This window comes from Salinimicrobium xinjiangense DSM 19287, assembly GCF_000423585.1.
Lineage (GTDB): Bacteria > Bacteroidota > Bacteroidia > Flavobacteriales > Flavobacteriaceae > Salinimicrobium > Salinimicrobium xinjiangense.
Window position 1 is genome coordinate 113,008 of the sequence record NZ_AUIG01000015.1, and the last position, 23,612, is coordinate 136,619.

Annotated in this window: 19 protein-coding genes; 8 read left to right on the forward strand and 11 right to left on the reverse strand. The window is 42.2% G+C overall.

The window, feature by feature from the left end; translation table 11 throughout:
* The first annotated feature begins 97 nt into the window (after positions 1-97).
* Complete coding sequence (locus G564_RS0106610; RefSeq protein WP_029036968.1) at positions 98-436, forward strand: DUF4870 domain-containing protein; 339 nt, start codon at positions 98-100, stop codon at positions 434-436.
* Between the two features lie 150 nt (positions 437-586).
* Here G564_RS0106610 and G564_RS0106615 read toward each other — a convergent pair whose 3' ends face one another.
* From G564_RS0106615 to G564_RS0106665, 6 genes are all read right to left on the reverse strand, one after another.
* The gene (locus G564_RS0106615) at positions 587-1,000 is read right to left on the reverse strand and encodes a hypothetical protein (RefSeq protein WP_029036969.1); all 414 of its coding nucleotides are present in this window, start codon (positions 998-1,000) and stop codon (positions 587-589) included.
* Positions 1,001-2,047: 1,047 nt separating this feature from the next.
* On the reverse strand, positions 2,048-3,166 hold the full coding sequence (gene dnaN / locus G564_RS0106625; protein ID WP_029036971.1) for a DNA polymerase III subunit beta: 1,119 nt from the start codon (positions 3,164-3,166) through the stop codon (positions 2,048-2,050).
* A gap of 195 nt (positions 3,167-3,361) precedes the next feature.
* Entirely contained in the window at positions 3,362-5,038 is a 1,677-nt protein-coding gene (gene gldG, locus G564_RS0106635) for a gliding motility-associated ABC transporter substrate-binding protein GldG (protein WP_029036972.1), read from the reverse strand.
* Between the two features lies 1 nt (position 5,039).
* Positions 5,040-5,774: a gliding motility-associated ABC transporter permease subunit GldF gene (gene gldF, locus G564_RS0106640; protein ID WP_029036973.1), complete on the reverse strand. Its 735-nt coding sequence runs from the start codon at positions 5,772-5,774 to the stop codon at positions 5,040-5,042.
* Positions 5,775-6,664: 890 nt separating this feature from the next.
* Entirely contained in the window at positions 6,665-6,961 is a 297-nt protein-coding gene (locus G564_RS0106655) for a putative quinol monooxygenase (protein WP_029036975.1), read from the reverse strand.
* A gap of 690 nt (positions 6,962-7,651) precedes the next feature.
* Entirely contained in the window at positions 7,652-8,479 is an 828-nt protein-coding gene (locus G564_RS0106665) for an SAM hydrolase/SAM-dependent halogenase family protein (RefSeq protein ID WP_029036976.1), read from the reverse strand.
* 107 nt (positions 8,480-8,586) lie between these two features.
* Between G564_RS0106665 and G564_RS0106670 the strand changes: the two genes are divergently transcribed.
* Together G564_RS0106670 and G564_RS0106675 are read left to right on the forward strand one after the other, a co-directional pair.
* A complete protein-coding gene (locus G564_RS0106670; RefSeq protein WP_029036977.1) occupies positions 8,587-9,540 on the forward strand; it encodes a PhoH family protein in 954 nt (317 codons plus the stop codon).
* A 58-nt stretch (positions 9,541-9,598) separates the two neighbouring features.
* The gene (locus tag G564_RS0106675) at positions 9,599-10,546 is read left to right on the forward strand and encodes a phosphoribosylaminoimidazolesuccinocarboxamide synthase (RefSeq protein ID WP_029036978.1); all 948 of its coding nucleotides are present in this window, start codon (positions 9,599-9,601) and stop codon (positions 10,544-10,546) included.
* A gap of 937 nt (positions 10,547-11,483) precedes the next feature.
* Here the strand turns inward: G564_RS0106675 and G564_RS0106685 are convergent.
* Positions 11,484-11,816, reverse strand: a complete 333-nt coding sequence (locus tag G564_RS0106685) for a hypothetical protein (RefSeq protein ID WP_029036980.1) — start codon at positions 11,814-11,816, stop codon at positions 11,484-11,486.
* 173 nt (positions 11,817-11,989) lie between these two features.
* On the opposite strand from G564_RS0106685, the gene G564_RS0106690 reads away from it, so the two are divergent.
* Positions 11,990-14,752, forward strand: a complete 2,763-nt coding sequence (locus G564_RS0106690) for a TonB-dependent receptor (RefSeq protein WP_029036981.1) — start codon at positions 11,990-11,992, stop codon at positions 14,750-14,752.
* Between the two features lie 738 nt (positions 14,753-15,490).
* On the opposite strand, the gene G564_RS0106700 is transcribed toward G564_RS0106690, so the two are convergent.
* Both G564_RS0106700 and G564_RS0106705 read right to left on the reverse strand, forming a co-directional pair.
* Positions 15,491-15,781 carry a chaperone modulator CbpM gene (locus G564_RS0106700; RefSeq protein ID WP_029036982.1) on the reverse strand — a complete coding sequence of 97 codons (291 nt, stop codon included), beginning with the start codon at positions 15,779-15,781 and terminating at the stop codon, positions 15,491-15,493.
* Positions 15,774-16,715: a DnaJ C-terminal domain-containing protein gene (locus tag G564_RS0106705; RefSeq protein WP_029036983.1), complete on the reverse strand. Its 942-nt coding sequence runs from the start codon at positions 16,713-16,715 to the stop codon at positions 15,774-15,776. Before G564_RS0106705 ends, G564_RS0106700 begins: the two co-directional genes overlap by 8 nt.
* Positions 16,716-16,901: 186 nt before the next feature.
* Here G564_RS0106705 and acs point away from each other — a divergent pair, with 186 nt between their 5' ends.
* From acs to G564_RS0106720, 3 genes are read left to right on the forward strand one after another with little or no spacing between them, the layout of a single operon-like run.
* Entirely contained in the window at positions 16,902-18,809 is a 1,908-nt protein-coding gene (gene acs / locus G564_RS0106710; RefSeq protein ID WP_029036984.1) for an acetate--CoA ligase, read from the forward strand.
* A 45-nt stretch (positions 18,810-18,854) separates the two neighbouring features.
* On the forward strand, positions 18,855-19,565 hold the full coding sequence (locus tag G564_RS0106715; RefSeq protein ID WP_029036985.1) for a hypothetical protein: 711 nt from the start codon (positions 18,855-18,857) through the stop codon (positions 19,563-19,565).
* A gap of 26 nt (positions 19,566-19,591) precedes the next feature.
* Entirely contained in the window at positions 19,592-20,248 is a 657-nt protein-coding gene (locus G564_RS0106720; protein ID WP_029036986.1) for a hypothetical protein, read from the forward strand.
* A 2-nt stretch (positions 20,249-20,250) separates the two neighbouring features.
* On the opposite strand, the gene G564_RS0106725 is transcribed toward G564_RS0106720, so the two are convergent.
* On the reverse strand, positions 20,251-21,342 hold the full coding sequence (locus tag G564_RS0106725) for a DNA topoisomerase IB (protein ID WP_029036987.1): 1,092 nt from the start codon (positions 21,340-21,342) through the stop codon (positions 20,251-20,253).
* Positions 21,343-21,460: 118 nt separating this feature from the next.
* A complete protein-coding gene (locus G564_RS0106730; RefSeq protein WP_029036988.1) occupies positions 21,461-22,549 on the reverse strand; it encodes a M42 family metallopeptidase in 1,089 nt (362 codons plus the stop codon).
* 103 nt (positions 22,550-22,652) lie between these two features.
* Between G564_RS0106730 and G564_RS18740 the strand changes: the two genes are divergently transcribed.
* Entirely contained in the window at positions 22,653-23,342 is a 690-nt protein-coding gene (locus tag G564_RS18740; protein ID WP_037373605.1) for a DUF4294 domain-containing protein, read from the forward strand.
* The last annotated feature ends 270 nt before the right edge of the window (positions 23,343-23,612 follow it).

Here is a 23,612-nt window from a genome sequence, read left to right on the forward strand (position 1 = left end):
AAAGTAATGCAATAGCATAAACAACAAACAACAAACAACAAACAATAAACAATCAATCATCAATCAAATCAAAATGAACTATTCAAACACTACCATCATGAGAGAAGACAGACAATTACTAATGCTGACGCATTTAAGTCAGCTACTTGACCTGGTTACAGGGATCGGCGGATTCATTGTACCGCTGGTGATCTGGTTAACCCAGAAAGATAAGGTGCTGGGAATGGATGCCCACGGAAAAATGATCCTGAATTTTCAGATATCGCTCTTTATCTATTCCATCCTTTCCATTCCGTTGATCCTCTTATTCGGTCTCGGAATCATAATGTTGATCCTTATTGGAATCATTGCCATCGTTTTCCCGATCCTGAATGCGATCAAAGTGAATAATGGGGAAATTCCATCATACCCACTGTCACTGAATATTATCAAATAAGTAGATATCCGTTTAAGTCATCAGGTGATTTGCCTTAGGATCCGGAAAAAAAATAATCGCACCTGTTCCAGGTCAACAAAAAAAATCAGCCGCTAATCTCGCTGGAGACGGCTGATTTTTCTCTTTTTTGAAGGTTGTGAGCCTCCCTTATTATTCCTCAACAGTTTGCTCTTCTACTGTGATGGTAACTTCAACAAATTCATCGGGAGCAGTATAAAATACCAAAACATGCTCTCCCACTGTTTGAGGAGTGAAGGTATAGGTAACAGTCCTGGAGGTAATTACCTGGGCACAGGCACAACCGTCATATATCGCTTCAACAGCAATTGTTCTGGTAGTACCAGTCATGCTCTCGTCAAATCTGGCAAATTCTCCACAGGCGTTCTGTACCTGAAAAGTTACTGTTAGATCGACAGCTTCATTCACGGTAGCGGTTTCGGGTGCCTCAACGTTTGTCACGTTAGCCAGTTCTTCATAATTGATACAATCCTGTTCATCATCATCTGAACAGGCAATAAACAGTAGGGTGCTTAAGAATAGAATAAAAATGCTTTTCTTTTTCATAATAATAGATTTTTAAATTCGAAAATTCAGTTCCCGATTTCTAAGCTTTAACAGATAGGGGAATTGCTTCTGTTTTTTTCTATGTTGAATAATAGAAATAGAACCGGTAATTAGCCGGTGAAAATTAAAGCCTGAAACCAATAATAGGAAAATAAGAAAATGGGGAGAGAATATCAGCAGATTAACAGAGTTTATAACTGGATTACAAAAGTTTTAAAAAAACATGTTAAACACAGCACTTTAAAGCTATGTCCATCATATACAAGTTCCCTCAGGAGTAGGGACTGATACGGAATACGAATGGATTAAGCAGTGGGCAGTGAAAAGTACTTAGGTAGCTGTTGCCTGTGTTACCTGTTATTTTTTTTCAGGTTGCAGTTGTTTAAAAAGCCAAACCTGCAAGGTCTTTTTCCAGACCTTGTAGGTTTTTTTGTCAACCTTCAGCCCCTTAGGGGCTACATATTGGTAACCCGGGATGCAATCCCGGGTTTGAGACAGCCCACCCAGTTTTCCGGGGCCACCGTCCGTAGGAGGAAACGAAAAGCAAAAGTCCCCTTCAGGGGGATTTTTAGGGGGTATGAAATGGAAATTAGATTTACGAAGTTAGAAGTTAGAAGAAAAGTAGGCAGTGCGCAGTGCAGAGTAGGCAGTTGAGGGAAATTAGATTTACGAAAGTTCGACTTACGAATATACTGTCACGAAAAAGCTTACTTTCCTATGGAAGAGCTTAAACAAAACAAACCTGCAAGGTCTTTTTCCTGACCTTGTAGGTTTTTTTAGAAACAACCAACCCCGGCCTGCGGCCACCCCTCCGGAGGAGGGGAGGTTTACAGCCAAAAGTCCCCCTTCAGGGGGATTTAGGGGGTAAAATAAGTGTTCAGTGTTCAGTGCTCAGTAGGCAGTATTTTTAGAAACAAAAGACCCTCCAAAAATTACATTTTTGAAGGGTCTCTTGTTTTTTAGTCTAACAGCCACCGCAGGTGACGGTCTAATATCTAACAGCGAAGCGATCTGGCAGCGCCAGCGGTCTACAACTAAAGCGCAGCTTTAGTTGTTCAGCATTACCGGCATCACCAGCATCGTTACCTTTTCTCCTTCGTCGAGTCCGTCAACGGGAGTAAGGATTCCGGCGCGGTTTGGCAGGCTCATTTCCAGCTGCACTTCATTCGCGTTCAGGTTGGAAAGCATTTCGGTAAGGAAACGCGAGTTGAAACCAATCTGCATATCGTCGCCCTGGTATGAACAGGTAAGACGCTCTTCGGCCTTATTGCTGTAATCCACATCTTCGGCAGAAATGTTGAGTTCTGCTCCGGCGATCTTCAAACGTACCTGGTGTGTGGTCTTGTTTGAGAAGATCGAAACCCTTTTTACAGAGCTTAGAAACTGTCCGCGGTCGATTACCAGTTTATTCGGATTCTCCTTCGGAATTACCGCCTCATAGTTCGGATATTTTCCGTCAATAAGTCGGCAAACCAGCGTAGTATCTTCAAAAGTGAAGCGGGCGTTGGAGTCATTGTATTCGATAAGCACTTCAGAATCTGATCCCGAAAGGATACCTTTCAAAAGATTCAAAGGTTTTTTAGGCATGATAAATTCTGCCGATTGTGAAGCCGAAATATCATTTCTGGAATATTTTACCAGTTTATGTGCATCTGTAGCCACAAAAGTCAGATGGTCCGGAGTGAACTGGAAGAACACCCCGCTCATTACCGGCCTAAGATCATCATTTCCTGAAGCAAAGATCGTCTTACTTATTGCAGTTGCCAGGACATCTCCCTGTATGGTAGTGCTGCTTGGCTCTTCAAGACTTACAGCCTTAGGGAATTCCTCGCCACTCGCATAAGCCAGGGCATATTTTCCGTGATTTGAGCTAAGTTCAATGGTATTATTGTCCTCAACAACAAAAGTTAGCGGCTGCTCGGGAAAAGTTTTTAATGTTTCCAGTAAAAGACGGGCAGGAACTGCGATCTTACCTTCAGAATCAGATTCCACGGTAAGTTTTGCAGACATGGTTGTCTCCAAATCTGAAGCAGAAACGGTAAGTTGATCTTGATTTAATTCGAAAAGGAAGTTATCCAGGATGGGCAGTGTGTTATTGTTGTTGATCACTCCCCCGAGTATTTGTAGCTGTTTCAGCAAATAAGTGCTTGATACAATAAATTTCATTGGCTTCGTAATAAGTTAATCTTGATACAAATATATCCTAATCCTTTAAAAAGTAAGGAGGAGCTTCATGATTTTTATTAACATCAAATTCGCTGAAAAGGTCTTCAAAAATGTCATTTTCAGCACCTTATGTTTTTATTACTTCGGAATTGTTAATAAACGGCATATTCCTTTTTCTTCGGAAAAGCCTTCCAGTTATTTTCTGATATATTTTCTTTTTCTGTAAACGCGGAAAACTACTGCAAAAACCCCGAGCACCAACAGCGGAAGCAGTATATTCATCACCTGCCATAAGCCTCTTTGTGCTTCTGCTTTTTCAATATCCAAAAAGGCGATCTTCACTTCCTTGCTTCTAATGTTGATCAAACCGGTATCATCGAGCAGGTAATTTACTGCATTGAGCATGAATTCGCGGTTGCCGTAAGTGGTGCCTGTAAATCGGTCAAAACCCAGTGATAGCGGCTCTCCCCGTTGCAGCTGATTCTTTACCACGTCCCCGTCACTTATCACCAGCATTTTGGTTTCTTCAGCTTTGCTTCGGAAGTCTTTCAGGTCAAAAGGCAGAAGTCTGTTCTCATATACCGAACTGAATTCTCCTTCCAGCATTACTGCCAACGCCAATTCGCCTGAAGTGAATTCGGCAGGATCTGGCTGTGAAGTGATCTGTTCCAGGCTAATTTCCCGCGGAAGCCCTTCCACGGCTGAACGTGGGGAAGTAGCCAGTAAGACTGTTTTGTTTATGCCATTTTTTAGAGTATCGATCGGGCTTGCATATTGAAATTTTACTGCCTCCAGATTATTCACCACAGGATGATCTGAAGGCGAGGAAGACAGCGGATAATAGAACCAGGGATAGGGATTAAACTCTGTGTTGTTTCCACTGCCGCTGGCAAGGATGATGGGAGCCGAATAAAGATCTTTTGCCAGTGCCGGGTTGATCCTTAGGCCGTATTTAAAGAAATAGTCTCCCAGGTTCAGGTCGCGGGGAAGGGCAAAGGCACTTCCTGCGGGGGTGAACAGGCTGTCGGTTTCCATGGCCGCGTGTTCTACCAGCCACAATTGTTTGCCGCCATGCATCAGGTGTTGGTCCAAAACCAGTTTTTCAGCTTCAGTATAAGGCTGGGTGGGTTTTGCCTCGATAACAAGATCGTATTCCTTAAGCTGCTCCAGGGTGCCTTGGGGATCTACTGCTACGGAATCGAGCGTGAAAGGAGCGATAAAATAATACTCCTGAATGCTCCTTACAAAATCGGCAATATATCTGTCTTCCAGTTCGCCGTTGCCGCGCATGACAGCGACCTTCTTTCGCTTTGGCTGAAGCAGCTTACTAAAGGCATCTGCAAACGCATATTCCAGCTGTTGTACAGATGCGGCAACCCGATCCTCGGTGGTTGCTCCCAGCTGATTCTTCAGCAACGGAATGGCGACCGACCTGTTGCCGTAATTTGCCATTGCCCATGGAAATATGATCGCTTCGCTGGTACGGCCATTCTCCACAACATTGATCCGTGCAGGAGTCATTCCCATTTCGTAGAATTGGGTCGCAATCTCATTTGCATTGCCACCGTCTTCCAGGGGATCTGTAAACCTGTAGGTGATCTGCGGATTCACTGCTGCAAACTCTTCAAGTAACTGCCGCGTTTCCGTCTGTAGCTTCCGGAATTCGGGCGGAAATTCTCCTTCCAGGAAGACATCTATGATCAGGGGAGCTTCGGCAAGTTCAACAATATTTTCCGAAGCAGGGGAGAGCGTATAACGTTTATCGGCTGTCAGGTCAAATCTTCCGTAGAAAAAATGGGCCAGAACGTTGATGATGATGAGGGCCACCAGTAAAATTAATACCTGCGTAAAATGTGATTTTTGAAGCCTCATCCTAAATTAACTTTTTATTGATGAGACTTAGATTGGTAAGCGCCAGGAAAAAAGTAATAAAGCTGAGGAAGTAGATGATATCGCGGGTATCGATCACGCCCCGGCTGATGCTTTCGTAATGAGCGTGAATTCCCAGCTCTTCTATTCCGAATGCGCCGCTGCTAAACAGGTTCAATATGGCAAGGGCTTCAAAGGCGAAATATGCGATGAAGCAAAGGAAGATAGCCAGGATAAAAGAGACGATCTGGTTGGGAGAAAGTATGGAAGCAAAAATTCCAATTGCGGTATAGCAGGCTCCCAGGAACAGGAGTCCGAAATAGGAGCCGATGATCACTCCGCCGTCCAGATTACCTTCAGGATTTCCTAAATTCCATATGGCTACCACATAAAGTAGCGTCGGAATTAATGCGAGCACGACAAGGAGCAGCGCTCCAAAGTATTTTCCTAACACCAGCTGAATGGTGGTAAGAGGTTTGGTAAGCAACAGCTCCAGCGTTCCCTGCCTTATTTCTTCAGAAAAGCTTTTCATGGTAATGGCGGGAATCAGAAAAAGAAAGATCCATGGCGCCAGCATGAAAAAAGGTTCCAGGCTTGCAAAGCCGCTGTCCAGGATGTTGTATTCTCCCTTAAAGACCCAAAGGAACAAGCCGTTGATCACCAGGAACAACCCGATCACCAGATAGCCTATAGGCGAGGCAAAAAATGAATTAATTTCTTTCTTTAAAACTGCGATCAAAATTGAATATTGATTATTTAATATTGATTATTGTATATGGCTTACTTACACGTAAATTCCAATTTTTACCCGCCGAAGCTTCTAGCGGAGGTGGGCCAAATTCCAAATTCCAATCCATACATTTTTCCGGCTCCCTCTGTCATTGTATAATGTATATTGAATATTGTATAATGGCTTACTCAGAAGCAAATACAAAATTTTAACTCACCAATCACCAATCACCAATCACCAATCACCAATCACCAATCACCAATCCCCAATTAACCAGCTCCTAACTCACAACCACCAAAAAGATTCCTCGTCGCAACCTCATTCTCCGAATGAAATTGCTCTGTCGGAATGACAAATTTCAAAAGCACCAAATTCCAAATTCCAAAAAGTGGACAGAGGACAGAGGACAGAGGACAGAAAATTCATTATAATGTTCATTATCCAAAAATCCCAGGCACCACATTTATTGAAACAATTTAATTAACCAATCACCAATCACCAATCACCAATCACCAATCACCAATCACCAATTCACCAATCACCAATCACCAATCACTAATCCCCAATTAAACAGCTCCTAACTCACAACCACAAAAAAGATTCCTCGTCGCAACCTCATTCTCCGAATGAAATTGCTCGGTCGGAATGACAAACTTCAAAAGCACCAAATTCCAAATTCCAAATTCCAAAAAGTGGACGGAGGACAGAGGAGAGTGGACAGAAAATTCATTATAATGTTCATTATCCAAAAATCCCGTGCAACACATTTATTGAAACAATTTAATTCAAAAATTACCAATCACCAGTCACCAATCACTTATCTCAAAATTTTGAATTCTGAATTTTTTATTTTGAATTCTCCTAACCTTGAACCTTGAACTTTACACTTTGAACCAGCGCTAAGCGCTGCTCCAGACCTTATCCACACTCCAGGCTTCAGGTTTACCAGCAAACATTTGCTTCGTCTCGCTCCATACCTCTTTAAAAAGGGAAGAAGTGCGGTAATTTTCCAGCGCCTCCTCATCCTGCCAGTAACTGTACGTAAAAAATATATTTTTATTGTTCTTATCATTGTAAAGCTCCAGGAACTCACAACCCTCAAAACCTCTTATCTTTTCTTTATTTCTTTGAAACAACTCCTGAAAAGCTTCAGTTTCTGAAGGTTCAAAAGTCATTTTTACTATTCGTATCAACATATAAATAAATTCCAAATTCCAAATTCCAATCCCTAATCACCAATCACCAATCCCCAATCTCCATTTCACCAATCACCAATTCACCAATCACCAATCACCAATCACCAATCACCAATCACCAATTCACCAATTCACCAATCACTAATCACCAATTCACCAATCACCAATTCACCAATCACCAATTCACCAATCACCAATTCACCAATTCACCAATTCTATAAAGTGGACAGAGAACAGAGGTCCAATCACTAATCCCCAATCCCCAATCTCCAATTCACCAATCTCCAAATTCCAAAAAGTGGACAGAGGACAGAGGAGAGTGGACAGAAAATTCATTATAATGTTCATTATCCAAAAATCCCAGGCACCACATTTATTGAAACAATTTAATTAACCAATCACCAATCACCAATTCACCAATCACCAATCACCAATCACCAATTCACCAATCACTAATCACCAATCACCAATCCCCAATCTCCATTCACCAATCCCCAATTATCCAATAGCAACTGACAACCGACAACTCACAACCGACAACTCACAACCGACAACTCACAACCGACAACTCACAACCGACAACTCACAACTGACAACTCACAACTGACAACTCACAACCGACAACTGACAACGGTCCAAACTCATAACTCTGAACAATCTCACTACTCAATACTCACTACTCAATACTATCTATTCAAAATTCACCGTCACCGTATCCCTGTATTCGAGTCCGAAGAGGGTGGAGGCGCTGCCTACCGTACTCGGATTACTCTTATAAATTGCCAGTTCAATATATCCGCCGGAATTGAAGATAGCCAGTTTCTTTCCATCTTCCCGACTAATCATTTCGGCATCAAAATTAATGGCTTCGCTATAGGTGCTATAGATCTCATTAAAGGAAGCTGTTCTCGCTCTCATATTAAAGCTTCGGCCTTTACCCACCTTATCAAATAATTTTTTTGAAATATTGGTGACCACATTACCATAGTTGTCAATATAGATCACACTGCCTTTGATCTGGTTCTTTTCTGCATTTATAATCGGCTCCATTTCCTTGATCTGCCTTATTTCCGGAATACTTTTTCCAATTACTTCCAGAGTGCCGCCGCGGGAGAGATGTCCTGCTACCTTCACGAATACATCCAGTACGGGAAAATTGCTTTGCACCTTGTCGTGAATATTAATTTCCACGATCTTTTCAGGAACAAATTCCGAAGCGATCAGCGAAAGAATTCCGTTGTTGGCACAGATGAAATAATGTCCGTCGAGTTTTAAGGCGATATGTTTATTTTCCGGAGTAAGTTCAGAATCCACACCTATGATATGTATACTTCCTTCCGGAAAACTCTTATAGGCGTTTTTTATGATGTAGGATGCTTCTGTAATATGGAAGGGAGCAATGGAGTGGGAGATATCTACGATTTTTGCCGTAGGTAATTCGGTGTAAATTGCTCCTTTAACTGCCCCTGCAAAATGATCTTTTTCCCCAAAATCTGTTGTTAACGTAATGATGGCCATGGGCAATTTCTAATAATATTTTTCCTAACTTAAACCTTTATTTATTTAAGTTTGTATTGCAAATCTAATTATAATAAACTCAATTTTTAAATTTAATCCAGGCGCTTTTGAACGAACTTATCATTGAACTTTCCGAAATAAGTCCGAGGGATTTTTTTGGAGAACAGAATTCACATATTGAGCTGCTGAAAAGGTACTTTCCGAAGCTTAAAATTGTGGCAAGAGGCAATAAACTTCGCATCTACGGAGACGAGGAAATGCTGGAAGAATTCGATAAAAGGTTCAATATGTTGATCGACCACTACGGTAAGTTCAATCGGCTGGATGAGAATGCAATTGAGCGAGTGCTTACCAGCCAGAGCAAAGAAGAGTACGACACCTCAAACGAAAGTGGTGAGGTGCTTGTGCATGGGGTAAGCGGCAGGATGATCAAGGCACAGACCGCTAACCAGCGCCGCCTCGTGGAGCTGATGCGCAAGAATGATATGGTCTTTGCTATTGGTCCCGCCGGTACCGGAAAAACCTATACCGGGGTTGCTCTTGCGGTAAAAGCCTTAAAAGAGAAACAGGTAAAAAGGATCATTCTTACCAGGCCGGCCGTGGAAGCAGGGGAGAACCTAGGATTTTTACCCGGGGACCTTAAAGAAAAACTGGATCCTTACATGCAGCCCTTATATGATGCGCTGCGGGATATGATCCCTCACGAAAAGCTGGAAAGTTATATCGAGAAAGGAGTGATACAGATCGCTCCTCTTGCATTTATGCGCGGTAGAACCCTTGATCATGCTTTTGTGATCCTTGATGAGGCGCAGAATACCACTCATGCACAAATGAAGATGTTCCTTACCCGGATGGGGAAGAGTGCAAAATTCATGGTGACGGGTGATCCCGGACAGATCGACCTTCCAAAAAGGGTAATTTCGGGACTCAAGGAAGCTATCCTCGTTTTGCAGGACGTTGACGGGGTTGGAATAATTCATCTGGATGACAAAGATGTAATCCGCCATAAGCTGGTTAAGAAGATCATCGCCGCTTATAAACGCATAGAAAACGCTGAATAAAAATAACATTTTTGGGACCTCACTGCCGTGGGGTCTTTTACTTTAGATAAACATTTCCATGAATACGATTACCAGTACCAATTTTGAATTTCCCGGCCAGAAATCTGTTTATAAAGGAAAAGTCCGCGATGTATATACCCTTGAAGACGACCGGCTGCTGATGATAGTGACAGACAGACTTTCAGCATTTGACGTGGTGATGCCTAGGGGAATTCCCTATAAAGGCCAGATCCTGAATCAGCTCGCAACTAAAATGATGAAAGCCACAGAAGATCTGGTGCCTAACTGGCTGGAAGCAACTCCCGATCCTAATGTGGCAATAGGGCAGAGGTGCGAACCTTTCAAGGTGGAGATGGTCATTCGCGGCTATCTCGTGGGACACGCAGCCCGGGAATATGCCGGTGGAAAACGCAGCCTTTGCGGAGTACACCTGCCCGAAGGCATGAAGGAAAATGAAGCTTTTGCCGCCCCAATCATTACTCCGACTACCAAAGCAGAATCGGGCGAACACGACATGGATATCTCCAGAGAAGAGATCCTGAAAAAAGGAATTGTTTCTGAAGAAGATTATAACACCCTGGAACTGTACACCCGACAGCTGTTCCTCCGCGGCAGCGAACTGGCAAAGAAAAACGGACTCATCCTGGTCGATACCAAATATGAATTCGGAAAAACTGCGGAAGGGGAAATAGTTCTCATAGACGAAATACACACGCCCGATTCTTCCCGCTATTTTTATGCGGAAGGTTACCTGGACAGATTGGCATCGGGAGAACCGCAGAAGCAGCTTTCCAAGGAGTTTGTGAGACAGTGGTTGATCCAAAACGGATTCCAGGGAAAGGAAGGCCAGCAAATTCCGGAAATGACAGATGAGTACATCAATTCAGTTTCCGAACGTTATATAGAACTCTACGAACAGATCACAGGAGAAACTTTTATTAAAGCTGATATTACCAATATTGAGGAAAGGATCCAGCGGAATGTTTTGGAGTTTCTTGGGAGGTAGTATTGAGTAGTTAGTATTGAGTAGTTAGTATTGAGTAGTTAGTATTGAGTAGTTGGTATTGAGTAGTTAGTATTGAGTAGTGAGATATTCCAGTAACAGGATTCCTCAAACTTTATCTTTTCTGCGCGACCTTAACTAATTATCAGGCTGAGCTGTTTTCACGTCCGGGAGGACGGGAAAATATGGTCGAAGCCGGGTTTGAACAAAGAATTTTTGGAAGAGATGGGTCTGAGGTGCTAATAAATTCTTCAGCCGTCGCTGCCTCAGCGAGACATCGAATTCTGACATCAAAGGTTTCCTGCAGATCTCGCCGATCTGCGCAGATATAACTGAACTCTTAAGAACCCGCAACCAGCAACCCTCACCTCGCAACCCGGAACCCACAACTGCCTACTTTACACTGCCTACTGCCTACTTTTCAGATCAAAAGTTTGCCTCTAATTTCCTGGCTCTTGATTCTATTTTTTCCCAACTGCCCACCCCGCCTTGCAGTCACCCCTGCTGGCCGGCCGGCGGGTCTCCGAAGCAGGGGACGTTTCCGACGAAAATTTTGGTCGAAATATTAGTTTGGGATACCTGATCATAACTATAAAAACCTACAAGGTCAAAAAAAGACCTTGCAGGTTAATTTTGAGCTCTCAACCCGCAACTGCCTACTAAGCACTGCGCACTGCCTACTTTTTCCTGATCACTGACCACAGACCACTATCATATGACCAAAATTAACTATGTAATTGCAATCGCAGATGTGTCGCCCCTCCGGGGCTCTTTGTGGCAGGGGCATTTTTTGATCCCGGTGTTAAAACACCGGGCTACCCATATTTCCCCCCTCCGGGGCTTTTTTCCAGTCCGCATAAAATCTTCTACATCTATATTCCGCGGTAATCCCGCTGTTCAGCGGAGGAATTACTGACACTGACCACTGATCACTGACCACTTATTTAACCTCATGCACCAACAAATACACCGGTCCGCCGCTGAGTGGATAGCCTTCGATCTTTTCGGCTACAATGGTGACTTCTTCATCTAAATAATCATCCAGATCTACAGTTTCACTTTTAAGTGCATAAAATTCATCGTTGGCAGTGGTTATGGTATGGGTGCCGTACTGATAGGAGGTGATTCCCTGTTTCTGAATGGTTCCGGTAATTTCCATAGATTTTTCATTTATAACAGCCGAAGCAGATCTGTCTTCCTCAGTAACAGTACCACAGGTGGCTGTAAAAAGAATTAAAAAACTGCCGAAAAAGAATGAAATAAGCGTTTTCATAATAAATGGTTGTGGTTGTATTTCAGTAAATCTAAAAGAAAAAGATCAAATAGGGGCAGCTGGCACCAATAAAATAAAGGAATGGAAAAAAAATTAACGGATCTATGTTAAAAAATGTTAACAATCAATATTTATGCTATATTCACTGTACCTAAACTTATTAATTCATAAATATGAAAGCACTATTTTCATTATTTTTCATTTTTTGCTGCCTTAGCTCTTTCTCCCAGACCACAGTTTCCGGGAAGGTAGTTGACGGAAAAAATTCCCCCATTCCGGGCGTGAATATTGTTGTTTTTGGAACTACCCAGGGTACGGCCACAGACCTTGACGGAAGATTTTCTCTTACAGTTACTCAAGATCCACCTTTTACCCTCGCGGTTTCCAGTATGGGATACGAAGAAAAAAGAGTGCAGGTGACCAGAAATAATACTACTGATCTGGAAATTATTTTAAATGAAGGAACTTCTCTGGACGAGATTGTAGTCTCTGCCTCGCGTACGCCGGAGCGGATCTTTGAATCTCCCGTTACCATTGAGCATTTTGGTTTGAAGGAAATTCAGAATACACCTTCTGCTTCCTTTTATGGAGGACTCGAAAATCTTAAAGGCGTAGACGTAAATACCAACAGTCTTACCTTCCAGTCTGTTAACACAAGAGGTTTCGCCACCTTTAACAACACGAGATTTGTCCAGCTGGTAGACGGAATGGACAATTCTTCTCCGGCTCTCAATTTTGTTCTGGGGAACCTTCTGGGAATGACCGAACTTGATGTCTACAGCGTTGAACTCTTACCGGGGGCTTCTTCAGCGCTTTACGGAGCCAATGCTTTCAACGGAATCCTTTTTATGACCAGTAAAAATCCGTTTGAATTTCCGGGAGTAAGTGCATATTATAAGCAGGGATTCACCTCTCAGGATGCTGCAGGCACAAATCCATTCTATGATTTTGGCGTGAGACTGGCGCATAAATTTTCTGATAAGTGGGCTGCAAAGGTAAATTTCTCCTATCTGGAAGGGACTGACTGGCATGCGGTGAATGAAGAAGATGTCCTAAATCCCGGGCGTACCAGAGCCCATCATAACTATGATGGACTTAACATTTATGGAGATGAAGTAAGCACCAACATTAGAGTAGTGGGGCAGGCACTGGCCGCTGGCGGACTTATTCCTGAAGCTGCCGTTGCCTTATTACCTAATGAGTCTGTAAGCCGAACAGGTTATGCAGAGGAAGATCTTACCGATTATGAGGCAAAAAGTGTAAAATTTGATGCTGCCCTTCATTTTCGTCCTTTTGCCGATGATTTCGAAATCAGCTACCTCGGAAAAGCAGGCTTTGGGAGTACCATCTACCAGGGAGGAAACCGGTATGCAATAAAGGACTTTTTCCTGCAGCAGCATAAACTGGAAGTTCAAAACAACAACTTCTTCGTGAGAGGCTATATTACCGATGAGGATGCAGGCGATTCCTATGATATCAGGTTTACCGGGATCAACGTCAACAGAAGGTGGAAATCAGATCAGCAGTGGTTTGGGCAGTACGCCGGTGCTTTTGTACAGGCGAGAAGCCAGGGTGCCCCCGAAGATCAGGCCCACATGTTTGCAAGGCAGTTTGCAGAAGCGGGAAGGTTTGAACCCGGTACAGCCGAATTTCAACAGGCTTTTGACGAAGTAACTTCAGACTCAGATCTGTTAACCGGCTCCCAGTTTCGGGATGCCTCTCAACTTCGGCATGTAGATGCGAATTACAATCTTACCCATCTTACTTCAGATATTGCTGAGATCCAGGTGGGGGGATCGTTCAGGGAATACCGTTTGAATTCCGAGGGAACTATTTTTACTGACTACGATGAGCCGATCAGCTATAAAGAATATGGGATATATACCCAGGTTCAGAAAAAATTCATTGATGATCGCCTGAAATTAACCGGTTCCATTCGATACGATGATTCCGAACTATTTGAAGGTAATTTTTCTCCCAGACTATCCGTAGGTTATACTGCGGGTGAAATGAGACAACATAACTTCAGGGCATCAGTGCAAACAGGTTTCAGATATCCTACTACTCAGGATCTTTTTATAGGCCTTGACGTGGGAAGAGCAATTCTGGTTGGTTCAGCAGAAGAGAATCTGGACAGGTACGTAAGAACATTCAATCTTAGCACCACAGGAGCTGCCGTAACCGGAAGTCCTACAGCCCGGATTTCAGGAAGAAACGCTTATGAAAATGCATTCTCTGTATCATCTGTCCAGGCAGGTGCCCCGGCAGCGGCAGAGAACGAGCTGGTAAAACCCGAACAGGTAACAGCCTATGAAGTTGGTTACCGCGGAAAGCTTGGCAGGGTTATTCTGGATCTAAATGCCTATTATAATACTTATAAGGATTTCATTTCAACAGAAACCGTAATCGTACCTTTCTATGGGCAGGTAGGGGATAACCAACTATCCTTACTAGCACTGCAGCAGGGTGATTTCAGGGTTTTTCAAACGTATACTAATTCTCCGGCAGACGTGAAATCCTATGGTACTTCGATAGGTCTTAATACCAAGATCTTTAATGACTTTGACTTTGGCGCCAACTATACTTATGCTAAAGAAGATTTTGACCAATCCAGCGCACCAGATTTTCAAACAAATTTCAACACTCCGGAACATAAGGTAAAGGTTTCCTTTGGGAATACCGACCTGTTTGACAACTTTGGATTCCTGGTAAACTATAGATGGAGTGATGCTTTTAATTGGGAGGCAAGTTTTGCCAATGGAAAAGTTCCTGCCTATTCGGTTGTGGATGCACAGGTGAATTATGCCGTACCGGCTATTAATTCCCTAATAAAGGCCGGGGCAACTAATATTGGAGGTGATGAATATTATACTGCATATGGTACAGGTTATATTGGACAGCAGTACTATCTTTCTCTAACACTTCAGGGATTTTAATAGGTACGCGCCTAAAAACTAAAGGGAGTTTCGGCTCCCTTTTTTTATTTTTTTTATTTTCTCTTTTAAAGACAAAAATTTTGACAGCTATTAAGACATTTAAATTCACGGTTTTCAGAATATTCTAATCTGTTTATCTGCTGGTTCCTGTGGGGACTGGATGAAAAATTTATACGTATCACCTCTTAGATCGCTAAGGGATCACATAATTACAGAATCCATATAGCGGAAATATTCGACCCCGATGGGATCGTACTTATAAAATGGGTATAGCCTATTAATATGAAACCCTTTCAGCGTCGAAACAGTCATGTCTTACTATATTCTTCTGAAGAAATTTTTCAGTTCCAGAATGCAGGTTCAAAAAGAGAAAGGATCAAACCTCGTAAGGTTTTTCCTGAACATGATAGGATAAGACCTACAAGGGTGTCAAAATTTTACAGGTCTGTGATTCTTTGATGATCAAAGGAAAATGTCCTTGAATAAAAGGCTATTCTTGTCAAATTCTGATCTTGGTTTTTAATAAATCTTACCCTGTTATCCCGAAGGGATTAAATATTTATAGAAAATTTGATGTTTGGAAATATTTGACCCCGACGGGGTCGTATTCTCGGGTTATTTCGGATCTATAAATAATGGACCCTTTCAGGGTCAAAATAGCGGATTTGAATATTATAAAAAAAAATAAATCCTGGCTCTAGTAGGGTAGCGGTCCTGGTTATTAGTAAACGATACAAACTAATCTTCAAATCTCCTCAGCCGGTTATGAAGCATTCTAACTTCATCCTGAAGCTGTGATACCCGGTCCAGTAAATGATTTATTGCATCAATTCCCTGCATATTTATTTCCAGTTCGTAGTGCAGACGCATCATTCTTTCCAGGTCCCTTATCCTTTCCTGCTCAATATATTCATCATCTTCAATGACAACAATTTGAATAAGACCGTGTTCATTTAGGGAATTGATGAATGAGTAGTCTACATGATGACATTTACAGAATTCTATTATTGAAATATACTGATCATCCATTGCTTCTCAATTTTTTTAATTCCTGAATCAGCTCTTTTTCCCGGGCGGTTAAATTCGTTGGAGTCTTTATTTTGTAGGTAATATAAAGATCTCCAAACTGTCCTTCTTTTTTGTAGACAGGAAATCCTTTTCCTTTTAACTTTACAGTTGTATCGTTCTGGGTTTCGGGTTTTACGCTGAGTTTTACTTTCCCATTAAAAGTCTCCACGGTGAGATCTCCTCCGAGCATGGCAGTAAATATGTCGAGATCTACATCCTTATAAAGATTTTCGGCTTCGCGCTTGAACTGTGTATTATTCTTAATAGCAAAAGTGATAAAAAGGTCACCTGCCGGTCCGCCGTTCACGCCTTCCCCACCGTAGCCTTTGATCTTGATCGTTTGCCCGTCTTCCACACCTGCAGGAATGGTGAGTCTGATATTTTTACCGTCTACGGTTATAGTATGTTTTTGTGTTTTGTAGACATCTGTAAGATTTAAATGCAGCTCTGCATTGTAGTCCTGTCCGCGAAACCGTGTGGTTCTTTGCCTGCCACCGGCGGCACCTCCAAACATGGATTCAAAGAATTCTGAAAAATCCCCACTTTCAAATCCGCCGCCGCTAAAGCCTTCCGCGCCTCCAAAGCCGCCAGTCCTGCCTCCAAATCCGCCGCCGGAATACTGCCGCTGATATTGTTGCTGTTGGGCTCTTTGCTTTTCAAATTCTTCAGCATGCTGCCAGTCCTTTCCATACTGGTCGTATTTTTTCCGCTTCTCGGGATCTATGAGGACCTCGTGTGCTTCATTGATCTGCTGAAATTTTTTCTGGGCTGCAGTATCATTTGGATTAAGATCGGGATGATATTTTCTGGCCAGTTTTCGGTAAGCCTTCTTGATGTCGCTTTTAGTAGCGTTCTTGTCCAGTTCCAAAACCTTATAGTAGTCGATAAATTCCATAGTTTATACTCAGGTTTAAGTCTCTGCTTTCTTAAAGATACATATTTCAGAAAAAATAAATAGAAGCCTTGTCCATTTTATTGCTTCGGAAAAATGCTTCTCTAAAATGTCATTTTTAAGTATCCTTTTGAAAATCAGTTAAATTAAATTATTTGTTTTTGAAAAGGCTTTTCCTAATTTTAGAATATGGAAAATCTACAGCTACGCACCTTCGCAGATTATAAAAAAGCTTATAAAAAGAGCACAAAAGATCCTGAAGCTTTTTGGGAAGGGATCGCCGACACCTTCACCTGGCAAAAAAAATGGGATAAAACCCTGGAGTGGGATTTTGAAAAGCCCGAAGTAAAGTGGTTCCAGGGAGGAAAACTTAATATCACAGAAAATTGCCTGGACCGGCACCTGGAAAAACTGGGGAATAAAACTGCGATCATCTGGGAACCTAATGATCCCGATGAGGAATCCCGGTATATTTCATACCGGCAGTTGTTCGTGAAGGTTTCCCGATTTGCGAATGTCTTAAAGAACAATGGCATCAAAAAAGGAGACAGGGTTTGTCTTTATATGCCCATGATCCCTGAGCTTGCCATCGCAATGCTGGCATGTGCGCGGATAGGTGCGGTACATTCCATCGTCTTCGCCGGATTTTCCAGTGCGGCCATTGCCCGCCGCATCAATGATTCGGAATGTAAGATGCTCATCACCGCCAATGAAGTTTACAGGGGTGCCAAAAAGGTGAATTTGAAAGAGATCTGTGACAAAGCACTGGAGGAGACACCTTCTATAGAATCTGTGATCGTTTACCGCAGGACTGTAGAGCCTACTGCCATGAAAGATGGCCGGGACAAGTTCTGGTTTGATGAGCTTCAAAAAGCTGAAAAAGATTGTCCTGCTGAAGAAATGGATGCCGAAGACATGCTTTTTATTCTCTATACCTCCGGCTCCACCGGAAAGCCCAAAGGTATGGTCCACACCGTAGGTGGATATATGGTAGGAACAACCTATACTTTTCAGAATGTTTTTCAGCTGGAAAAGGATGACGTGTACTGGTGTACGGCAGATATTGGCTGGATCACCGGCCATTCTTATATTATATATGGTCCGCTGGCATCGGGAGCAACTACAGTCATGTTTGAAGGAGTTCCCAGCTATCCGGATTATGGCAGATTCTGGGAGATCTGTGAAAAACTTAAAGTGACCCACTTCTATACGGCGCCTACAGCGATTCGCTCCCTGGCCAAACAACCCCTGAAGTTCGTAGAGAGGCATGACCTCTCTTCGCTCAAAGTTCTGGGAAGCGTAGGGGAGCCTATTAATGAAGAAGCCTGGCACTGGTATAACGACAACATCGGAAAAGGAAATTGCCCTGTTGTTGATACCTGGTGGCAAACGGAAACTGGGGGGATCATGATCTCACCTCTTGCCGGGATAACACCTACACGACCCACTTTTGCAACTTTGCCGCTACCGGGAGTCCAACCGGTGCTCATGGATGAGCAGGGAGAGGAAATTCCACATACCAATGAACCTGTCGAAGGAAGACTTGCTATTAAATTTCCCTGGCCTTCTATTGCAAGGACCATCTATGGTGATCACGACAGGTATAAAGAGGTTTATTTTTCAACTTTTAAGGGTAAATATTTTACCGGTGACGGGGCCTATAGAGATGCTTCCGGGAATTACAGGATCACGGGTAGGGTAGATGATATAGTGATCGTTTCGGGACATAACCTGGGAACTGCGGCTATTGAAAATGCTATTGATGAACATGAAGCTGTTGTAGAAAGTGCTGTGGTAGGCTATCCTCATGAGGTTAAGGGGAATGCCCTCTACGCATACGTTATTTTGTACAATGACATCGAACCTTCAGAAGAGCTTATAAAGGAGATCAGGGAAATAGTAGCCAATACAGTTGGTCCCATCGCTAAACCCGAAAAGATCCAGTTCGTGAGCGGATTACCTAAGACGCGCAGCGGAAAGATCATGAGAAGAATTCTTCGGAAGATCGCTTCAAAAGACACAGAAAATCTGGGAGACACTTCTACGCTTCTAAATCCAGAAATTGTTGATGAAATTATGGCTGATTTTAAGGCATAGTTGTTGATGTTGCAAAACAACCGTTAATTTTTAAAACTTCCCATTATGAAAACAGTATTACTCCCAATCTTTTCATTTCTTTTCATTTTTTCTGCAAACGCACAGTCTGTAATTGATTCCTGGGGTGGAGAATTTCCTGTGAGTCCCTTAGAAGAATATGGCAAAGCCTACCGTCCCGGGCTTCCGGTTCCGGCTGACTATACCGGATCCTTTTATTTTGAGGAAGATTTTATTCCGGGTGTTATTGTAGTAGAGGGAAAGGAAGAGCAGCTGAATGTTTTCTTAAGGTACAACGCTCTAAAGGATCAGGTAGAATATAAACTGAACAGGGAAGAAAATGAGGCACGTTTACTTCCGACTATTAAGACTATTTCTTACAGAACTCCTGCTTATGACTATATCTGGAAAACTTTTAAAATAGAGGATGGAAAGGAGATAAGCGGTTTTGTAATAAGCCATTTCAATGGGGAAGAGGCAAAATTTTTAGCAAAACCCATTGCGATTTTACAACCTGAAGTTTTACCACGTACAGGATATGATCGTTATAAGCCTGCAAATATGAGCGTGAAATCCGTTTATCTTTTATCAATAGGAGAAGGGCCTTTCAAAGAAATAAAGCTGGAAGAAAAGCAGATTCGAAAAGCACTCCCGGCTTCTTCCTTCCTCAATGATTATTTTTTAAATCATAAAATTGAGACCGTTGAAGATGTAGTAAAACTTCTAAGGTCTTTTGAGGAGCAACGTTCTAACATCTAATAAGCCCGGTAGATGGCTTTGACAGCATGAAAAAAATATTTTTAGCACTTATCAGCATACTTGGTTTTGCAGAATTGAACGCCCAGATCTTTACCGATGATGGCCGATATGAATTAATAGGCAAAGACAATCCGGATATTTTTAAAGCAACAGGATCTCCTTATCTGAACGAGAATTTTACCAGCGGCAAAATTTTCTTTGAGGATAAGGCTCCTTTGCCTGTACTTTTAAGGTACAATGTCTATAATGAAACCATAGAAGTTAGACCTGATCCTTCTTCGGAAGAGATATTTAAAGTCAGCGATCGGGAAAAAGCGACATACGAACTCGATGGGCTAAAGATGATATCAGATCAATTCTACTATGACGACAGAAAGATCTGGGGATTTTTTATAGTTCATTATGAAGGAGATCGTTTCCAGCTTCTTGAAAAACCTGAAATAAGGGTGACCCGGGCGGTAAGAACAGACTCCGGCTACTCAGACGATAAACCTGCCCGAATGAAAAAGACTTCTTCCCTGTATATCCGGGATAAGGAGAAGGATGTTCACGAAATAAAACTTAAGCATAAGGACGTGAAGAAATTTTTTACTTCAGCAGAGGCGAAAAATTATCTTTCAAAAAACAAAATAAAAGATATAGAAGATCTGGCGGGGCTTATGAAATTTCTTGAGGAAGAGTAGTATCATTTTTCTGATTTCTTTTCTTCCAACTCGATCTCAAAATCCTTAAGTAGTTCCAATAGTACTTCCTCAGTCTGAGACAGGTTGGGTTTTGAGGTACGTTTTCTGTCTACTTTTTTAAAATACGGAACAATTCCGCCGGTTTCATATAATTGAACCACATGCGGATGCACGTAGTAACTGCGGCAAACACTTCTTGTATTATTGAGAGCTTCGGCAGCAGTATCATAAGCCTCCAGGATGTTTTTTTTATTTTGCTTCTCTTCCGGAACAAATCCTGTTTCCTTTAATTTTTCAAAAAAGATCTTGGTAGCACTCCAGGTTCTAAAATCCTTGGCCGAGAACAATTGGCCACTAATATTCTGAATATAACTATTGACCATTCCGCTGTCAATGCCACGTTTTTTACCTTCATCATCATAATACTTAAACACCTCCCATCCGGGAATTTCCTCACATTTATTTACAAGTTTGATCAATTTCCTATCGCGCACAGAAACACTGTGTTCAATTCCTCTTTTTCCGACGAAATTTATCATTAACTCTCCCCTGGAAATCTGGACATGCCGGCTTCTAAGGGTTGAAAGACCGTAGGATTTGTTTTCTTTTGCATAAGCTTCATTTCCTATACGTATGTGCGTTTCTTCCATCAAACGAATGACCAGAGCCAAAACTTTTTCCTGCGGCATTCCTCGTTTATCAAGATCCTCATCAACCTGGGCTCTTATTTTAGGTAAAACTTTACCAAAGGCGGTCATTTTATAGAACTTCGTAAGATTTCGCAGTTTTGTCCAATCGGGATGGTACATATATTGTTTCCGGTTCTTGGCGTCCATTCCTACTACCTGGAGGTGTCCGTTATCATAGGGACAGATCTTCACTTTCTCCCAGGCCGGGGGAATAACGAGTTTTTTAATGCGCTGTAGCGCCTCACCATTTACCGGTTCTCCTTCTTTAAGATATTGAAAACCTTTTCCTCTTTTCCTGCGAATAATACAGAGGTCCTCTTCGGAAACATACTGAAGATTGGCTTTTTCTGCAGCCAGATCGGGATTGGATAGGAGGGAAGTAACTTCTTCAGAAGTGAGCACCATAATTTTTTTTCTAAATATAACCTACGGGAATCGCATCTGGTTCTAAAGAAATGTGAAAGTTAACTCACAAAAAAAAGCCTCCCTTATTAAGGAGGCTCAAAAATGTCATATTTGGATGCTATTCAAAATAGCTGAAAGTATCTCCATCTTTAAGCTGAAGAATGCTTTCATAAATAAGTCTTATCACATTCTCAACATCATCCCGGTGTACCATTTCTACTGTGGTATGCATATAGCGCAGGGGAAGGGAGATCAATGCTGAAGCCACTCCGCCATTACTGTATGCAAAAGCGTCTGTATCTGTTCCTGTCATTCTGGAAGAGGCAGCACGTTGGAACGGGATCTTTTTGTCTTCGGCGGTGTCGATCAACAGGTTGCGAAGCTTATTTTGCACGGCAGGTGCATACGTGATCACCGGACCTTTACCAATTTTAGCGTACCCGTTGGTCTTCTTCTCGATCATTGGGGTAGTGGTGTCATGGGTAACATCTGTAACAATGGCAACATTAGGCTTAATGCGGTGAGTGATCATTTCTGCTCCCCTAAGGCCGATTTCTTCCTGTACGGAATTGGTAATGTACAATCCGAAAGGTAATTTTTTCTTATTTTCCTTCAGCAGGCGGGCTACTTCGGCGATCATAAAACCACCAATCCGGTTGTCAAGGGCGCGGCTTACGAATTTGTCGTTATTCAGAATAAAAAATTCATCTGGATAGGTGATCACGCAACCTACATGCACTCCCAGGGCTTCTACTTCTTCTCTTGAAGAACAACCTACATCTATAGAGATATTATCAAGCTTGGGAGCTTGTTCTTTTTCCTTGTCACGGGTATGGATAGCGGGCCATCCAAAAACACCTTTTACGATCCCGTTTCGGGTATGGATATTTACCCGTTTTGAAGCAGCTATCTGGTGGTCGCTTCCACCGTTACGGATCACATAAATGAGTCCGTCGTCTGTGATATAATTCACGTACCACGAGATCTCATCGGCATGCCCTTCTATTACTACCTTATATTTTGCTTTGGGATTAATCACGCCTACAGCAGTACCGTAAGTATCGGTGATGAATTCATCTACATACGGCTTCATGTAGTTCATCCATAGCTTTTGTCCCTCCCATTCATAACCGGTGGGGGCCGCGTTGTTTAAATATTTTTCTAAGAAATTTATTGATTTGTCGGTGAGGATTTTTTCCTGGCTCATGTAATTAAACTTTTGCACGAATTTAATAAGAATTAAAGAGCTGACAATTTCCTATAATGTAAATTTGGAATGATTTTAGCGCAGTAAAGAAAAAAACATCACATTGAAGAGGGTACTTTTAATTTTATTCATATTTGTGTCGATTCCCGTTATTGCGCAGGAAAGATCTCCTGTTGAAGACACTATTGTTTATGAATACTATATTATAGAGGGAGATACTGTCGCGCGACAGCATATAGATCTTGACGAGGTGCTGGTATTAGGCAGATTGAAGTTCGACAGTGAACTGGAGCGCAGAAAATATCTGATCTTACGAAGAAAGACCATAAAGGTTTATCCCTATGCAAAGCTGGCATCAGACAGATTAGTGGAGTTGAACAGCAGACTTGACCAGATAAAATCCAAACGTGACAGGAAGCGGTATACGAAGATTGTCCAGGATTATATTGAAAATGAGTTTTCAGCCGAATTAAAAAAGCTCACCCGTACAGAAGGCCAGATCCTGGTGAAGTTGATTCATCGTCAAACAGGAGTGACCACTTTTGAACTGGTAAGAGAATTGAAGAGTGGCTGGCGGGCGTTTTGGTATAATACAACAGCCAGTATGTTCGATATCTCTTTAAAGGAGGAGTTTAACCCTGCAAAAAATCAGGAAGATTATCTGATAGAAGATATACTTCAAAGGGCATTTCAAAGTAAACAACTGGAAAAACAACCATCTGCGCTTGATTATAATTTTTTGGAACTGACTAATAAGTGGTCTTCTCCCAAAAAAAGTGACAGGAAGTCTTAGGTCTACTATACTAAATGTATTCCTTCGAGACTATAACCCTGTCAGCGGCTCCAGGCCCTGACAGCGGTTGAGGAAATGTTTCAAATTAACCCTTTCAGGGTTTGGAACCCTGAAAGGGTTGAACTTCTCAAAAATGTCATTTTCAGCACCTTATTTCCCGGAGTTTCAAAAATGTCAAAAAAAGCTTAAATTATTTTTAGAGGAAGCTTGCGGAAGTGGAATTCGGTTGTATATTTGCAGCCGCTTTGAGAGCGAGTGACAGGAGAGGGG

Excerpts from the sequence above, each read along its gene's own strand:
- G564_RS0106610 (WP_029036968.1), top strand. The coding sequence starts at position 98 with ATGAGAGAAGACAGACAATTACTAATGCTGACGCATTTAAGTCAGCTA.
- G564_RS0106615 (WP_029036969.1), bottom strand. The coding sequence starts at position 1,000 with ATGAAAAAGAAAAGCATTTTTATTCTATTCTTAAGCACCCTACTGTTT.
- dnaN (WP_029036971.1), bottom strand. The coding sequence starts at position 3,166 with ATGAAATTTATTGTATCAAGCACTTATTTGCTGAAACAGCTACAAATA.
- gldG (WP_029036972.1), bottom strand. The coding sequence starts at position 5,038 with ATGAGGCTTCAAAAATCACATTTTACGCAGGTATTAATTTTACTGGTG.
- G564_RS0106655 (WP_029036975.1), bottom strand. The coding sequence starts at position 6,961 with ATGTTGATACGAATAGTAAAAATGACTTTTGAACCTTCAGAAACTGAA.
- G564_RS0106665 (WP_029036976.1), bottom strand. The coding sequence starts at position 8,479 with ATGGCCATCATTACGTTAACAACAGATTTTGGGGAAAAAGATCATTTT.
- G564_RS0106675 (WP_029036978.1), top strand. The coding sequence starts at position 9,599 with ATGAATACGATTACCAGTACCAATTTTGAATTTCCCGGCCAGAAATCT.
- G564_RS0106685 (WP_029036980.1), bottom strand. The coding sequence starts at position 11,816 with ATGAAAACGCTTATTTCATTCTTTTTCGGCAGTTTTTTAATTCTTTTT.
- G564_RS0106690 (WP_029036981.1), top strand. The coding sequence starts at position 11,990 with ATGAAAGCACTATTTTCATTATTTTTCATTTTTTGCTGCCTTAGCTCT.
- G564_RS0106700 (WP_029036982.1), bottom strand. The coding sequence starts at position 15,781 with ATGGATGATCAGTATATTTCAATAATAGAATTCTGTAAATGTCATCAT.
- G564_RS0106705 (WP_029036983.1), bottom strand. The coding sequence starts at position 16,715 with ATGGAATTTATCGACTACTATAAGGTTTTGGAACTGGACAAGAACGCT.
- acs (WP_029036984.1), top strand. The coding sequence starts at position 16,902 with ATGGAAAATCTACAGCTACGCACCTTCGCAGATTATAAAAAAGCTTAT.
- G564_RS0106715 (WP_029036985.1), top strand. The coding sequence starts at position 18,855 with ATGAAAACAGTATTACTCCCAATCTTTTCATTTCTTTTCATTTTTTCT.
- G564_RS0106720 (WP_029036986.1), top strand. The coding sequence starts at position 19,592 with ATGAAAAAAATATTTTTAGCACTTATCAGCATACTTGGTTTTGCAGAA.
- G564_RS0106725 (WP_029036987.1), bottom strand. The coding sequence starts at position 21,342 with ATGGTGCTCACTTCTGAAGAAGTTACTTCCCTCCTATCCAATCCCGAT.
- G564_RS0106730 (WP_029036988.1), bottom strand. The coding sequence starts at position 22,549 with ATGAGCCAGGAAAAAATCCTCACCGACAAATCAATAAATTTCTTAGAA.